Source organism: Flaviramulus sp. (assembly GCF_982512915.1).
Genome location: NZ_CEWOCJ010000001.1, coordinates 247,450 through 261,802, shown reverse-complemented (window position 1 = coordinate 261,802; position 14,353 = coordinate 247,450). Strand labels below are relative to the sequence as shown.

The window sequence follows — 14,353 nt, the reverse complement described above, 5'->3', positions numbered from 1 at the left end:
TGCTATTCAATATTTTCTGAAATAGATAAGATTTCTTTAACTAAGTTTTTAATAGCTTTAGGCGGATTTCCATGATCGAAAGGCTCAGACTCATATAATTTACCTTTATGAGTTATTTTTAACTTTGCAAAAGCTGCACCATCATATAAAAAGGCTTTACTGGGTGCTTCTAAATTAGGTATGGTTTCTATAGAAATATTCTTTAAGTTTTCTGTTATTTTTTGCCAAAAATCATCATTACAATTTTTAATAGCTAACTTACTATCTATTTGGTTTGAAGTTGAAATGGTTTTTTTATTAATAATGATTTGTTTGAAAAATCCTCTCGATGATGCTGTATATTCTAACTCTGAATTATCAAAAACAATTGGTTTTGTGGCATTTAGTAATAATTCCTTTTTATTAAAAAGGGAAAAACCTCCATCCTTTCTAAACAAAATAACATGAGCTTTATTAAGTGTCTTTAAAAACTTACTTTCTACGCTATTAGCATTTTCTTCACACATCATTCTAGTAGAACCCAAATCTCCAAATTTTAATGTATTGCCTTCTATACTATAAGACCCGAAAAACCGATTGCAACCAGAAAATCCTGATACCTGTTTTGTACTGTTATTAAAAGTTATAGTTACATTGTGAGTTGAAATATCTTCAGTTTCTAAATGGGTTATTTGATAAGTTCCTTTAAGAACTTTTGGAACTGTATTATTATCTTCTTTTTTCATAAGTTGAAATTCTTTTGGTCCCCAACAGCATTGTAAAATTATAATACTAATTATTGTTAAAATGTATTTCATGAAATTAATGAATTTTTAGATTTTTAAAAAATAATATACAAAAAAGACGCCAAAGTTGGCGTCTTTCGAATTTTATTAAATAAATTCTTTTAATTTCCAGCTAATTCAGCTCTAGCACCACCTGAAGTAAAAATTGCTCTCATTCTTGCTTTCTGACCCTCTGAGAACATAAACATACATGCATCATTTGTGTAATCCATATAATTCATTGTCATATCATTAGACTTACATTTAACCGTTGGATAAGAAGGGCAACCATAGTTAGGTGCATTTGAACTAGGTGTGTCAGACACAAAATCATCTTGTCTACAACTTCCATCACCCCAAATATGGCGTAAGTTTAAATAGTGACCCACTTCGTGAGTTGCAGTTCTTCCTTTATCAAAAGGAGTAGCCACAAAGCCAGTAGTGCCAAAGTATTGTGGAGATATAACAACACCATCTGTAGCTAATGAGCCACCAGGAAATTGTGCATAACCTAAAATACCACCTCCAATATTACATACCCAAATATTTAAATGAGTTGAAGGGGTTACTGGAGGATATGTAGTTTTTACCGCACTTGTAGTACCCCAAGAAGTTCTTGAATTAGAATTTCTGAAAACACCAGCTAAAGAAAAGTTTATTTCTGAATCAGCCGCTCTACCTGAAAATTCCGCAGGGATACCATTGGCATCGTTATTAGTTTTTCTGAAATCTTGGTTTAAAACAGATATTTGAGAGTTAATCTGAGCATCACTAATATTTTCATTTGAGTTGCTATAAACTACATGTACATATACAGGAATATTTACAACACCTAAGTTATCAACAGGAGGTTCGGTACCACCTCCACCACCTCCACCACCTGGGTTCGATGGTTTACCTTTAGCGGCTATAAAACTTCTTGTATGGTATTCTATATCATACATTTTTTTTGCAAGACCAGGGTTGGCCTCAAGATTTCTGTTAAGAACAGACATGGTGAAACAAGTTTTTGGATCGTCTTTCCCATTACTAGGTTTTGAAACTAATGCGTCACTTTCGTCTGTGTAAACATAAAAATCGCTCATGTCGATTTCCTGTACGTCAGCAACTTCATTTTTTTGGTCATCACACGCTGTAAATAATAAGGCTACAGCTACCATGCTTAAAAGTACTTTTTTCATTTTATAATAAATTTGAATTAGTCGGTGTTGAAGATATAATAATTTAAGAATAAATCTAACAATTGTTTAAAAAAAATATTAAATATTCTAAAAATACCATATTAATTAAGATATGAAAATTAAACAAAATGAATATAATTTTAAGAAAGCATCATTTTTGCTTTCTTAACACCATTAACTAAAGTGTCAATTTCAGCCTTGGTATTATAAAAAGAAAAAGAAGCCCGAACCGTACCTGGGATTTTATAATAATCCATTATAGGTTGCGCACAATGATGGCCTGTGCGAACAGCAATTCCTAATTTATCTAAGATACTACCTACATCATAAGGATGAATATTCTCTAAGTTAAACGAAATAACAGCTGTTTTATGTTTTGAAGTACCGTAAATTTTTAAACCATCAATTTTAAGAAGTTCATTTGTGGCGTATTCTAGCAAGTCATTTTCATAAGAAGCAATGGTATTAAAACCAATAGCATTCATATAATCGATGGCTGCCCCAAAAGCAATGCCTCCACAAATATTTGGTGTCCCAGCTTCAAATTTATGTGGTAAATCAGCATAGGTTGTTTTTTCAAATGTAACCTCTGCTATCATTTCTCCACCACCTTGGTATGGAGGTAATTTTTTTAACCACTCCTCTTTACCATAAAGCATACCAACACCAGTTGGTCCGCATATTTTATGAGCTGATGTTACGTAGAAATCTACATTTAAAGCTTGTAAATCTGGCTTAATATGTGGGCAAGATTGCGCGCCATCTATTAAAATAGCAGCACCAAATTGATGGGTTTTTTCTATGAGGTATTCAATGGGGTTTATTGTACCTAAGGCGTTTGAAACGTGGTTTACAAAAACCAATTTTGTTTTTTCTGAAAGTATTTTGTCAAATTCAGAGATTACCAACTCGCCTTCTTGGTTCATCGGAATTACTTTTAAAGTTGCACCAGTACGTTCGCAAAGCATTTGCCAAGGCACTATATTACTATGGTGCTCTAAAGCTGAAACGATAATTTCATCTTCTTTTTTTAAAATTGATGAAAAGCCATTGGCAACTAAATTAATACTATGAGTTGTACCCGAAGTGAAAATGATTTCGTGGGAAAATTTAGCATTAAAATGCGCTTGTATTTTATGACGTGCTTGCTCGTATAAACCTGTAGCTTCTTGACTTAAGGTGTGTACACCTCTATGAATATTAGCATTGTAGTTTGAGTAATAATCTACAATAGTATCTATAACTTGTTTTGGGGTTTGAGAAGTTGCAGCATTATCAAAATACACCAAAGGTTTGTCATTTACTTTACGGGAAAGTATGGGAAAATCTTTTCTTATGTCTTCTACTTTAAACATAGTTTTTTAATAGCCCCGATAGAAGCAACATCCTTTTTTAAGGTACGAGAAAAAGATATAGCGGATAGCGGGAGATTGCTTCAAATAATATTATAAATCAAACCCAATATTTACGCCTAATTTGTTGGCGATGATTTTGGTGATGCGTTGTTTCATTTCTGGAATTTTAACCGAGTTTAAAACGTTATTACTAAAAGCATACATTAGGAGTGCTTTGGCTTCTTTTTTTGGAATTCCGCGAGATTGCATGTAAAACAAGGCACTTTCGTCTAACTGACCAATGGTACAACCGTGAGAACATTTTACATCATCTGCAAAAATTTCTAATTGTGGTTTAGTATTTATAGTTGCTTTGTCGCTAATTAAAATGTTATTATTAGCTTGAAATGCATTAGTTTTTTGAGCTTCTTTTTCAACAATAATTTTTCCGTTAAATACGCCTGTTGAATTTTCGTCGAAAATACCTTTATAATCTTGATGACTTTCGCAATTAGGTTCTATATGATGTACTAAAGTATTGTGGTCTACATGTTGGTTATTGCCAATAATAGTAACACCCTTTAGCGTAGAATCGATACGCTCTCCGTTTTGATAAAAATTAAGGTTGTTACGTACTAATTTACCACCAAACGAAAAAGTATGAACCGATGCTACACTCTCTTGTTTTTGTTGAATGAAAGTGTTATCAATTAAAGAGGCATTTAGCGAGTCATTTTGTATTTTATAATAATCAACTATAGCTCGTTTATTAGTAAAAATTTCTGTAACAGAGTTTGTTAAAACTGGATTTGAATTTAAACTTTGATGACGCTCTATGATTTGTACATGCGAATTTTCATCAACAACAATTAAGTTCCGCGGTTGTAACATGTTTGCTGATTCGTTTCCTGTTGAAAAATAAATAATTTGTATCGGTTTTTCAACAAGTTTGTTTTTTGGAATATGGATGTAAGCACCCTCACTTGAAAACGCCGTATTTAATGAAGGTAGACTATCTTGAGTAGCCGCTTTGTTAAAGTAATTTTCAATAACTAAACGGTATTTAGGTTTTGAAAGTGCTGAGGACATTAAACAAATATCCATCCCATCATGTGTGGTTTGAGATAGGTGTGAAGAATATTTCCCATCGATAAATACTATTTTGAAAGAGTCTATATCATGAATAAAATATTTTTTTACATCACTATATTCTATGGTGTTTTCTTGTTTAGGGAAAACGCTATAATCTTCCTTCAGTATTTTATTTAAAGATGTGTATTTCCAAGCTTCCTCCTTTTTAGTAGGAAAACCTTTTTCTTCAAATATTTTTATGGCATCGTTTCGAAGGTTGTGTACATAAGAATCTATATCTACACGATCTTCAAAAACTAAATAGGACGATAATAATTTTTCTTTTAAATCCATGTTTCAGTCTTCAGTGGTCAGGCTTAAGTAAGCAGTTAAAAAGCATTACTAAGTCTGTATAATTTATAACTGTTTTATTATTTCTAGTTTCGTAAGAATAATCAGAATTTGAATAGGCGATTGCCAATTGGTAACTGAATACTACTAACTAACTATGCGTTTACTTCTTCTTTAATCCAATCGTATCCTTTTTCTTCAAGCTCATGAGCTAATTCTTTAGTACCCGATTTAACAATTTTACCATTATAAAGTACGTGTACAAAATCCGGAACGATATAATCTAATAAGCGTTGGTAGTGTGTAATTACCAATACTGCGTTGTCTTTGCTTTTGAGTTTGTTAACACCATTAGCAACAATACGGAGTGCATCAATATCTAAACCAGAATCCGTTTCGTCAAGAATGGATAATTTAGGATCTAGCATAGCCATTTGGAAAATTTCGTTACGTTTTTTCTCACCTCCAGAAAACCCTTCGTTTAATGAACGCGATAAGAATTTTCTATCAATTTCTAATAAGTCAGCTTTATCACGAATTAATTTAAGCATGTCTTTTGCAGGCATATCTTCTAATCCCTTAGCTTTACGAGTTTCGTTAATAGCTGTTTTAATAAAGTTAGTTACAGAAACTCCGGGAATTTCAATAGGATATTGAAATGATAAAAAGATGCCTTTGTGTGCACGCTCTTCAGCAGCTAAATCTTCTATATCTTCGCCTTCAAAGATGATGTTTCCTTTGGTAACTTCGTAATCTTCTTTTCCTGAAATAACAGATGCAAGTGTACTTTTACCAGAACCATTTGGTCCCATGATAGCGTGTACTTCACCTGGTTTAATTTCAAGGTTGATACCTTTTAAAATACTTTTATCGTCAACACTTGCGTGTAAATTATTTATTTTTAACATACTATTTATTGTCCTAGTTTAATAATATTTTGATCTTTTAATAAAGGTTTTGATACACTTAAAATTTCTTTTATTTCAACTCTTAATGGCCAACCTTCTTCATTTTCTGGTTTTGGTATTATTTCCCCTTTTATTTCTACGATAATCATATCTGTTGGTTCAGTTTTAAAAGGCTTTACTTGTTCATCAAGTTCATGCATTTTTTCGTCTATAACCACACCATAAATTTCGTTATTAGTTTGCAGTACTGCTGCATCCGCATAATAGATAAATTCGCCTTTTAAATGAGTTAAGCCATTATTTTGTTTTTCAGCACTTTCAGAAGAAATAGTTTCTTCCTTTTGTTTGGATTTAGTTTCGTTTTTACAGCTTACTGAGGCTATAAGAAAGCTCACGATAAAAAACACCTTTTTCATATAAAAAATTTAGTTTTAATTTAAAAGATTACGGCATACGTAGGAATGACAATTATCCAACACTTCCTTCTAAACTTATTTCTAATAATTTTTGAGCTTCTACAGCAAATTCCATAGGAAGTTTGTTTAAAACTTCTTTACTAAAACCATTCACAATTAATGCGATGGCTTTTTCAGTATCTATTCCACGTTGGTTACAATAGAAAATTTGATCTTCCCCAATTTTGCTGGTAGTAGCTTCATGTTCTATTTTAGCAGTTTTATTTTTAGCTTCTATATAAGGGAACGTATGTGCACCACATTCATTACCCATAAGTAAACTATCACATTGTGAAAAGTTACGAGCATTATCTGCATTTGGGCTAATTTTCACTAAACCACGATAACTGTTTTGAGATTTTCCTGCTGAAATACCTTTTGAAATGATGGTTGACTTCGTATTTTTTCCTAAGTGAATCATTTTTGTACCGGTATCAGCTTGTTGAAAATTATTAGTTACTGCAATGGAGTAAAACTCGCCAACCGAATTATCACCTTTTAATACACATGATGGATATTTCCAAGTTACTGCAGAACCAGTTTCTACTTGTGTCCAAGAGATTTTTGCATTTTTCTCACACAAACCTCTTTTGGTTACAAAATTGTATACACCACCTTTGCCTTCAGCATTTCCAGGGTACCAGTTTTGCACTGTAGAATATTTAATTTCTGCATCATCCAATGCTATAAGTTCAACAACTGCAGCATGTAATTGATTTTCATCTCTACTTGGAGCCGTACAACCTTCTAAATAGCTTACATAACTACCTTCATCAGCAATTACAAGCGTTCTTTCAAATTGACCAGTTCCTGCTTGGTTAATTCTAAAGTAAGTTGAAAGCTCCATAGGGCATTTAACACCTTTTGGGATGTAACAGAAAGAGCCATCACTAAAAACAGCAGAATTTAAAGCTGCATAAAAATTGTCTTTTTGAGGGACAACGGTGCCTAAGTATTTTTTTACAAGTTCTGGGTGCTCTTTAATAGCTTCAGAAATACTCATAAAAATTATTCCTTTTTCTCCTAATGTTTTCTTAAACGTCGTTGCTACTGAAACAGAGTCAATAACAACATCCATAGCAACATTAGCTAGTTTTTTTTGCTCATCAATTGAGATTCCTAGTTTTGCAAATGTTGCCAGTAATTCTGGATCAACTTCGTCTAAACTATCGTATTTAGGTTTGCTATTTGGTGCAGAGTAGTACGATATTGCTTGAAAATCTGGTTTTTTATAATGTACATTTGCCCATTCTGGCTCGCTCATTTCTCTCCAAGATTTAAAAGCCTCTAATCTCCAATCTGTCATCCATTGAGGTTCTTCTTTCTTTTTAGAAATAGCTTTAACAATATCTTCATTTAATCCAATAGGGAATGTGTCCGATGCTATATCTGTATAAAAACCATATTCATATTCTTTGGTTTTTAGCTCTTCTCTTAAATCGTCTTCTGTATATTTATTGCTCATTGTTTTATTTTATAGAGAGAAACTTTCACCACATCCACAAGTACGGTTGGCATTTGGGTTGTTAAACACAAAACCGGTTCCATTTAATCCTCCTGAATATTCAAGCGTTGTACCTATTAAGTATAGGAAGCTTTTCTTGTCAACAATAATTTTCACACCATTGTCTTCAAAAACCTTATCATCTTCTTGATTTTCTTTGTCAAATTTTAAATCGTAAGACAAACCAGAACAACCACCACTTTTTACACCAACACGTACATAATCAGTGCTTGGGTTATAGCCGTCATCTTGCATAAGCTCGATAACTTTCTTTTTAGCTGTTTCAGAAACTTTTATCATATGCTTTTAATTAAATTTAGTAAAGTTTTAATAATATTTTTATTAAGACAGTTTCTAAATAGAGTGCAAATATACAATATAAGTCATGGATTCCAATATAACCTAACATTATATTAGCATATAATACGATAGGTTTTTATTATTAATCAATAAATGAAACTAGGGAATGAACATTTTTTAATAAGTATCTTGATATTTTGAAATATTACTTTATTAAATTGTTTAAAAAGTAATTGTATTTATTAACTTATGCTGCGGAAGGTTCAATTTGAAAGTCTTCATTATCATCAAATAATTTATGGCAACATTTACAGATTAATTCAGGAGAATCAGGACTTGTTTTTTTTAACCGCATATAATTATGCCCAAAAGTAAAGCAAAACAGGTTTGTAGTTAGTTCAGTTTTCATTTTAATGATTTTAGGGACAATAAATTTAAACAAAATACTGTTTTAATCGACAAAAGATTATATTTTTTCGATGAAATGCATTTTTTTATTGAATTTAATCGTTTATAAAATCCGGATTGCCTATAAAATCATAGTCAGAAAGTGCTAATAAAAAAGCTTTTAAATTGGATTTTTCTTGAATTGATAATCCAACACCACCTTGAGCTACTTTTTTCATTAGTGGGTCTATGGTTGAAGAGTTTTTTAAGCCTTCGCTATAATGATTGATAACTTCATCTATAGTTGTGAATCTTCCATCGTGCATGTAGGGTGCTGTGAATATTAGATTACGCAGAGAAGGGGATTTGAATTTGCCATTATCAGCAGGGTCTCCAGTAATGGTGCCTAAACCTAAATCTGTAAAGGTTTCGTCTAAACCATTGTTGTGAAAAATGTTATCTGTCCATAATGGGTTTTTATCACTTCCATGGCAATGAAAACAATCGCCCTTAGTTTCATCCATAAAAATATTAAATCCATCAACTTCTTCTGGTGTAAGTATAACTTCACCTAAAAGATATTTGTCAAATTTTGAATTTGCAGAAATAAGTGTTCTTTCAAATTGAGCAATAGCTTTTGTTACTAAAGTTGAATCTATTTTAGAAGTTCCAAAAGCTTTTTGAAATAAGTTAGGGTATTCTGGGTGTTTTTGTAATTCTTGCTGTAATTGTTTCCAAGAATTTTTCATTTCTGTTGGGTCTGAGACCGGAATGAAAGCTTGGTGTTCTAGACTAAAAGTACCGCCATCCCAGAAAAAATTTTCATCATAATTCCAAGCTAAATTAAATAATGGCATAGAGTTTCTTTTACCCAAGCTACCATCGATGCCTTCGCTAAATCTAGATGAATCAGTAAACGCATTTTCTGGTGCATGACAATCAGCACATGCTAGGGTTTTATCTCCAGATAAAATAGGGTCAAAAAAAAGCTTTTTCCCTAACTCAATACCTTCAACCGTTTGTTGATTATCTGAAGGAATTACTGGTTTTAAAATATTGTTTTCAAATAGTTCAGGAATTTTAAGTAAACTTGGTGTTGGCGCATATTGCTGAACATCTTCATTAGAACAAGACAAAATAATGAAAATGATTAATAGTATATGTATTGCAAGTTTTTTCAATCTAATTATTGTTCTATGGATTCTAAACTAAATACATTTTGTCCGTTTTCAAACATCATAATTTGAGCATCGTAATTAGGCATCAACATATTATTTAATACTTTTAAATCCCAGGTGTTTGGGTTTTTAAACCATTCTGCAATATTCATTTCAATATTAAATATGGTATCATCTGAAATTGTAACACTCCCAAAATTAACTTCAAAAAAAGTATCCTCAAAAATTAATGAATCACCTGTATTATCAACAGCTCTAATTACGTGGTAAGCATAACCAGTTTCTTGAGTATTATTATCAGTAAATTTCCCTTCTAATTGCATAAAATGATAACCACCACCAAGCATTGCAGGAACATTCCATGAAACTGAATTTAAATCGGCATAATTACCGTTATAATTTGCATCATTATCAAAACCAAAAGTAAAAGATACATTATTATAAGTGCCAATTGGAATAGTAGTAATTAAATTGTAAGATAAATTTGAAGCATAAGTTAAATCCACTAAATTATAATCATTAAAGACCAGTTTTTCACCGGCTGAAGTTGTAAAAGTAATTTTTGAAATAAGATAACGTAGTCTTTCAATGCTCAAATTTTCTCCGTTAGAATTTATAAATTTAATGGTATTAAAATCTGAATTTGTTATTGATGTACCATCCCAATTATGTTTAAAGTTGAATGAAATATTAGCTTGATTAAAACTGTTGTTAGAATTATCAGTACACGAAATAGTTGAGAGCACAATTATTAATACAAATAATAGATTTTTTTTCATGCTGGCTATTTATTTTATAGAAATAATTAATAAATCAGTAAATCCTTTATTTTCAATAATATCAAGATTTGAGCTATTGGATTCACCAACTGTAATTATAGTTCTATCTTCAAGTTCCAAAGCATCGTTTGCAAAATCAATTTTAGAACCACCAACTGTTTTTTGCCAAATTAAATTGGCACTGGCATCTATTTTTAAAATCCATGCATCATTTTGCCCGTTGTTATTTGTTGTATTGCCATCTGCACTTCTGGAGCTTCCAGAAATAATAAAACCATTATCTTGAGTTTTAAAAACAGATCTGCCAACATCAAAATTTGAGCCTCCAAAAGTTTTCTCCCACATTAAATCTCCCTCCGGAGATATTTTTATAACCCACAAATCGGCAGCTCCTTTGTTTTTAGAAACGTCTAAATCATTACTTCTAGTATCTCCAACTATAACATAATTACCGTCTCCAGAATTAGTGATAGCTCTAGCTTCATCAATTTCAGAACCACCAAATGATTTTTCCCAAACTATATCCCCGGTTTCTGAAATTTTAATAACCCAAAAATCGTATGATCCTTTATTGTTAGAAATATCAACATCATTACTATCGGATGAGCCAACAATTAGATAACCATTATCTGGAGTCTGTATGCAATCGTAAGGGGTGTCTGTAAAAGATCCGCCATAATAATGGCTCCATTCTTTGTTACCAAAAGCATCTATTTTTATAGCCCAATAATCGCCGCCTGCATGCCTTTTGTTTGGCATCGTTTTGCTAATTCCTTGTCCGCCAGAAGCAGATACATCTAAAACTCCCGTTAACAGAAAGCCATCATCATTTGTTTGAATGATAGAAATGCCAGTATCAGCACCTAAAAATCCAAAAGATTTTTGCCAAATAATTGCACCCAAATAATTAACTTTTAAAATCCAAAAATCTTGCGCTCCAAAATTTTCAGAAACGTTAATGTCGTTACTTTTACTATAACCTAAAATAACATAGCCTCCATCATTGGTTTGAATAATATCGCTACCTCTATCATCTTCGGTACCTCCATAGGTTTTTTGCCATTTAATAGTATTATTGCTGTCAAATTTTAAAAGCCAATAATCAAAAGAGTCATTTGATTTGTTTTCAATATCTCCATCATTACTTTGTGTGTAACCTAAAACGGCGTATCCACCATCAATAGTTTTAATAATAGATTGAGCGCTTTCATTTTTTGTGCCACCAAAGGTTTTTGAAAGACTAATAAGGTTTATTGAACTTCTTGATTCGTCATTATTAGAGCAACTAGAGAGAATAATGAAGCAGATAGCTACAAAAATATGAAGATATGAAAATTTATTTTTCATTTGAGTAAATAAGATATTTAAAAGTCACTCTTTCTAACTACAAATAAGCCTCTGTTTATATCACTTATAACAATGTTACCACTTTCGAAGAAAGGATATACACTCCAAGCTCCATCAAAAGCAGTGCCATTATCTTCTGGATAAGTATCGAAAAATGCCGTTTCAACAATCGTTTCATTTTGTATTTGAGAGACATCTAAAACTCTAAGTCCAGCTCTATAACTTGCTTGAAAATAAGAATTACCATTTACATAACCATTGTGATCGATGGATTGACTGGGGCCTAAATAATCAAAATGAAATTGGGGGTTATCTAAATCTCTAAAATCTAAAATAATAGTTCTAGTGTTGATGCCAATTCTAAGTTCATCCAATTCATCACCTAAAATAAAATAAGACATATCTTCTGTAAACCAACCTTGATGCGCATACCAAACATTATTATAACTGATTGTTGAAATTATACTGGGATTGCTTTTGTTTGTAACATCGGCAATAACCACTTCATTTTCATTACTTCCTATCAATATTTCTTTGCCATTATGCTCTGCATCTGGACCATTATAAGTAACTACTTGAGCATCATGTGAATAATTTCCTTCAGCAAAACCACCTTCCAATACAGGATTTTTAGGATCTTGAATGTTTATAAATATAGGACCACCTGCAAACGTATTACTTCTACTACCACCTACAATGTATGCATAACCTGTATCTTCGTTAATAACAATATTATGGGCTCTTCCAATATTAGTTAATCTATTATCTGCTACAAAAACCTCTGGTGGATTGGGAATATTACGTAATCGAGTTAAATCAAAAATTTGCATACCATGACTATCTTCTCCTGTATTATTATCAGCTACTATAAATGCATGATTTTTATATACTTTAACATCACGCCAAGGACTTGATATTGTTGCTGTTGGTAGTTTTCCTAAGTATATAGGATTTTCAGTATCTGAAATATCAATAAATGCGGTACTGTTATTTGTTGCCATTAAAGCATACTCTTTTCCAGTTTCTGGGTCTGTCCACCCCCAAGAGTCGTTTCCAGCTGAGGCACCAAAAACACTCAAAGGTATATGAGCCATTAAATCGTAACCATTACAAGGATATATATCTGCAAATCCATTTTCACAAATTGCTAAAGGTGATACTACGTTTAAAAAGTCATCATCACATAAGTTTCCGATGCCATCATTATCATCATCCTCTTGATTAGGGTTTGAGATAGAAGGACAATTATCAACGCTATCATCTATGCCATCAGAATCAGAATCAATTTTCGCAACCCTTTCAATAGGTTCTATATTACAAGAAAAATTAGTTAAAAATAATGCAAAAGCTAGCATTAGGGCATAAATAGGTTTATGAGGTTTCATGGGAATTTTAATATTAATAACTATTTAGGTTTAGTTTTAGTATCAAAGATAGTAAAAACAAAAATAGCTTCTTATTTTTGCAGCATGATAGAAGATAAAAACCAACAACGAACAAACCTTAGTGAATTAGGAGAATTTGGATTAATAGATCATTTAACTAAGAATTTTCAAATTAAAAAAACATCAACTATTAAAGGTATAGGCGATGATGCAGCTGTTTTAAATTTTGAAAAAAAGAATATTGTTGTAACTACAGATTTACTTGTTGAAGGTGTGCATTTTGATTTGAGTTATATGCCTTTAAAGCACTTAGGTTATAAAGCTATTATAGTTAACTTATCTGATGTTTATGCAATGAATGCTAATGCAACCCAAGTTACAGTTTCAATTGCTGTATCTAATAGATTTCCCCTTGAAGCTTTAGAAGAGTTATATGCTGGTATAGAGACTGCGGCCAAAATATATGATATTGATGTAATAGGAGGTGATACCACTTCGTCAAATACAGGCTTGTTAATTTCTGTTACAGCCATTGGTGAAGTTGACCCTGAAAAAGTAGTATATAGAAATGGTGCAAAACCCAATGATTTACTTGTTGTTTCTGGCGATATAGGTGCGGCTTATATGGGTCTTCAAATTCTTGAAAGAGAAAAAGAAGTCTATAAAGTAAACCCTAACAATCAGCCAGATTTAGAGTCATATAGTTACATCATTGAGCGTCAATTAAAACCTGAAGCTCGAAAAGACATTGTTAAATTACTAAGTGATTTAGATGTTAAACCAACCGCCATGATTGATATTAGTGATGGACTATCTTCTGAAATCATTCACCTATGTAAGCAGAGTGAAGTTGGTTGTGATTTGTACGAGTCTAAAATCCCTTTAGATCCACAATTAATTTCTACGTGCGAAGAGTTTAATATAGATAGTACAACAGTTGCTTTAAATGGTGGTGAAGATTATGAGTTATTATTTACTATTTCTCAAGAAGACTTTCCTAAAATTAAAGCAAACCCACATTTTAGTGTTATAGGATTTATAACTGAAAAAAAAGCAGGGTTAAATTTGGTAACTAGAGCAGAAACTAAAATCCCAATTAAAGCCCAAGGATGGAAAAACTTTAGTTACTAAAAACTAAAAGATTTTCAATGGATTGATTTCCTGAAGCTCTACTCTTTGTGCGTTTTGTATGTACAAGTTGTAAAACGTCGTTAATTTCTTTAGATTTTGTTGTGAGTTCAACAATATTACCATTAACATTAGTGGTAAATTGCTTTTTGCATTTTTTGCATTTGTACTCTTTAACATGATTGGTGACTTTTCGAGTAATACGAAGATCATGTCCAAACATTTTACAATGAATGTTTTTCATTTTTTAACTATTTTCTATTGGTAGAGACCATGAAAAT

General features: G+C 31.8%; 15 protein-coding genes. 1 reads left to right on the top strand and 14 read right to left on the bottom strand.

The window, feature by feature from the left end:
• Positions 1-2: 2 nt before the first annotated feature.
• The 13 genes from AC1XJX_RS01245 to AC1XJX_RS01185 all read right to left on the bottom strand — a co-directional run bounded on the left by AC1XJX_RS01245 (position 3) and on the right by AC1XJX_RS01185 (position 12,944).
• Positions 3-797 carry an META domain-containing protein gene (locus tag AC1XJX_RS01245; protein WP_482002139.1) on the bottom strand — a complete coding sequence of 265 codons (795 nt, stop codon included), beginning with the start codon at positions 795-797 and terminating at the stop codon, positions 3-5.
• Between the two features lie 89 nt (positions 798-886).
• Entirely contained in the window at positions 887-1,945 is a 1,059-nt protein-coding gene (locus tag AC1XJX_RS01240; protein WP_482002138.1) for a zinc metalloprotease, read from the bottom strand.
• A 140-nt stretch (positions 1,946-2,085) separates the two neighbouring features.
• Entirely contained in the window at positions 2,086-3,300 is a 1,215-nt protein-coding gene (locus AC1XJX_RS01235) for an aminotransferase class V-fold PLP-dependent enzyme (protein WP_482002137.1), read from the bottom strand.
• A 90-nt stretch (positions 3,301-3,390) separates the two neighbouring features.
• A complete protein-coding gene (sufD, locus tag AC1XJX_RS01230; protein WP_482002136.1) occupies positions 3,391-4,704 on the bottom strand; it encodes a Fe-S cluster assembly protein SufD in 1,314 nt (437 codons plus the stop codon).
• Positions 4,705-4,856: 152 nt separating this feature from the next.
• A complete protein-coding gene (gene sufC / locus AC1XJX_RS01225) occupies positions 4,857-5,609 on the bottom strand; it encodes a Fe-S cluster assembly ATPase SufC (RefSeq protein ID WP_482002135.1) in 753 nt (250 codons plus the stop codon).
• A gap of 5 nt (positions 5,610-5,614) precedes the next feature.
• Positions 5,615-6,025: a hypothetical protein gene (locus AC1XJX_RS01220; RefSeq protein ID WP_482002134.1), complete on the bottom strand. Its 411-nt coding sequence runs from the start codon at positions 6,023-6,025 to the stop codon at positions 5,615-5,617.
• Between the two features lie 52 nt (positions 6,026-6,077).
• Positions 6,078-7,529 carry a Fe-S cluster assembly protein SufB gene (gene sufB / locus AC1XJX_RS01215; RefSeq protein WP_482002133.1) on the bottom strand — a complete coding sequence of 484 codons (1,452 nt, stop codon included), beginning with the start codon at positions 7,527-7,529 and terminating at the stop codon, positions 6,078-6,080.
• Between the two features lie 9 nt (positions 7,530-7,538).
• Complete coding sequence (locus AC1XJX_RS01210; RefSeq protein ID WP_482002132.1) at positions 7,539-7,868, bottom strand: HesB/IscA family protein; 330 nt, start codon at positions 7,866-7,868, stop codon at positions 7,539-7,541.
• A 247-nt stretch (positions 7,869-8,115) separates the two neighbouring features.
• Complete coding sequence (locus tag AC1XJX_RS01205; protein ID WP_482002131.1) at positions 8,116-8,277, bottom strand: hypothetical protein; 162 nt, start codon at positions 8,275-8,277, stop codon at positions 8,116-8,118.
• A 94-nt stretch (positions 8,278-8,371) separates the two neighbouring features.
• Positions 8,372-9,436 (bottom strand): cytochrome-c peroxidase, encoded by a 1,065-nt coding sequence (locus AC1XJX_RS01200; RefSeq protein WP_482002130.1) that lies wholly within the window; start codon positions 9,434-9,436, stop codon positions 8,372-8,374.
• Between the two features lie 5 nt (positions 9,437-9,441).
• A complete protein-coding gene (locus tag AC1XJX_RS01195; protein WP_482002129.1) occupies positions 9,442-10,212 on the bottom strand; it encodes an MbnP family protein in 771 nt (256 codons plus the stop codon).
• 9 nt (positions 10,213-10,221) lie between these two features.
• Positions 10,222-11,559: a hypothetical protein gene (locus AC1XJX_RS01190; protein ID WP_482002128.1), complete on the bottom strand. Its 1,338-nt coding sequence runs from the start codon at positions 11,557-11,559 to the stop codon at positions 10,222-10,224.
• 17 nt (positions 11,560-11,576) lie between these two features.
• Positions 11,577-12,944, bottom strand: coding sequence for a choice-of-anchor B family protein (locus AC1XJX_RS01185; RefSeq protein WP_482002127.1), 1,368 nt, complete (start codon positions 12,942-12,944; stop codon positions 11,577-11,579).
• Positions 12,945-13,028: 84 nt separating this feature from the next.
• Here AC1XJX_RS01185 and thiL point away from each other — a divergent pair, with 84 nt between their 5' ends.
• Positions 13,029-14,075, top strand: coding sequence for a thiamine-phosphate kinase (gene thiL, locus AC1XJX_RS01180; RefSeq protein ID WP_482002209.1), 1,047 nt, complete (start codon positions 13,029-13,031; stop codon positions 14,073-14,075).
• On the opposite strand, the gene AC1XJX_RS01175 is transcribed toward thiL, so the two are convergent.
• Positions 14,065-14,316 (bottom strand): hypothetical protein, encoded by a 252-nt coding sequence (locus AC1XJX_RS01175; protein ID WP_482002126.1) that lies wholly within the window; start codon positions 14,314-14,316, stop codon positions 14,065-14,067. The genes thiL and AC1XJX_RS01175 overlap by 11 nt on opposite strands.
• Between the last annotated feature and the right edge of the window lie 37 nt (positions 14,317-14,353).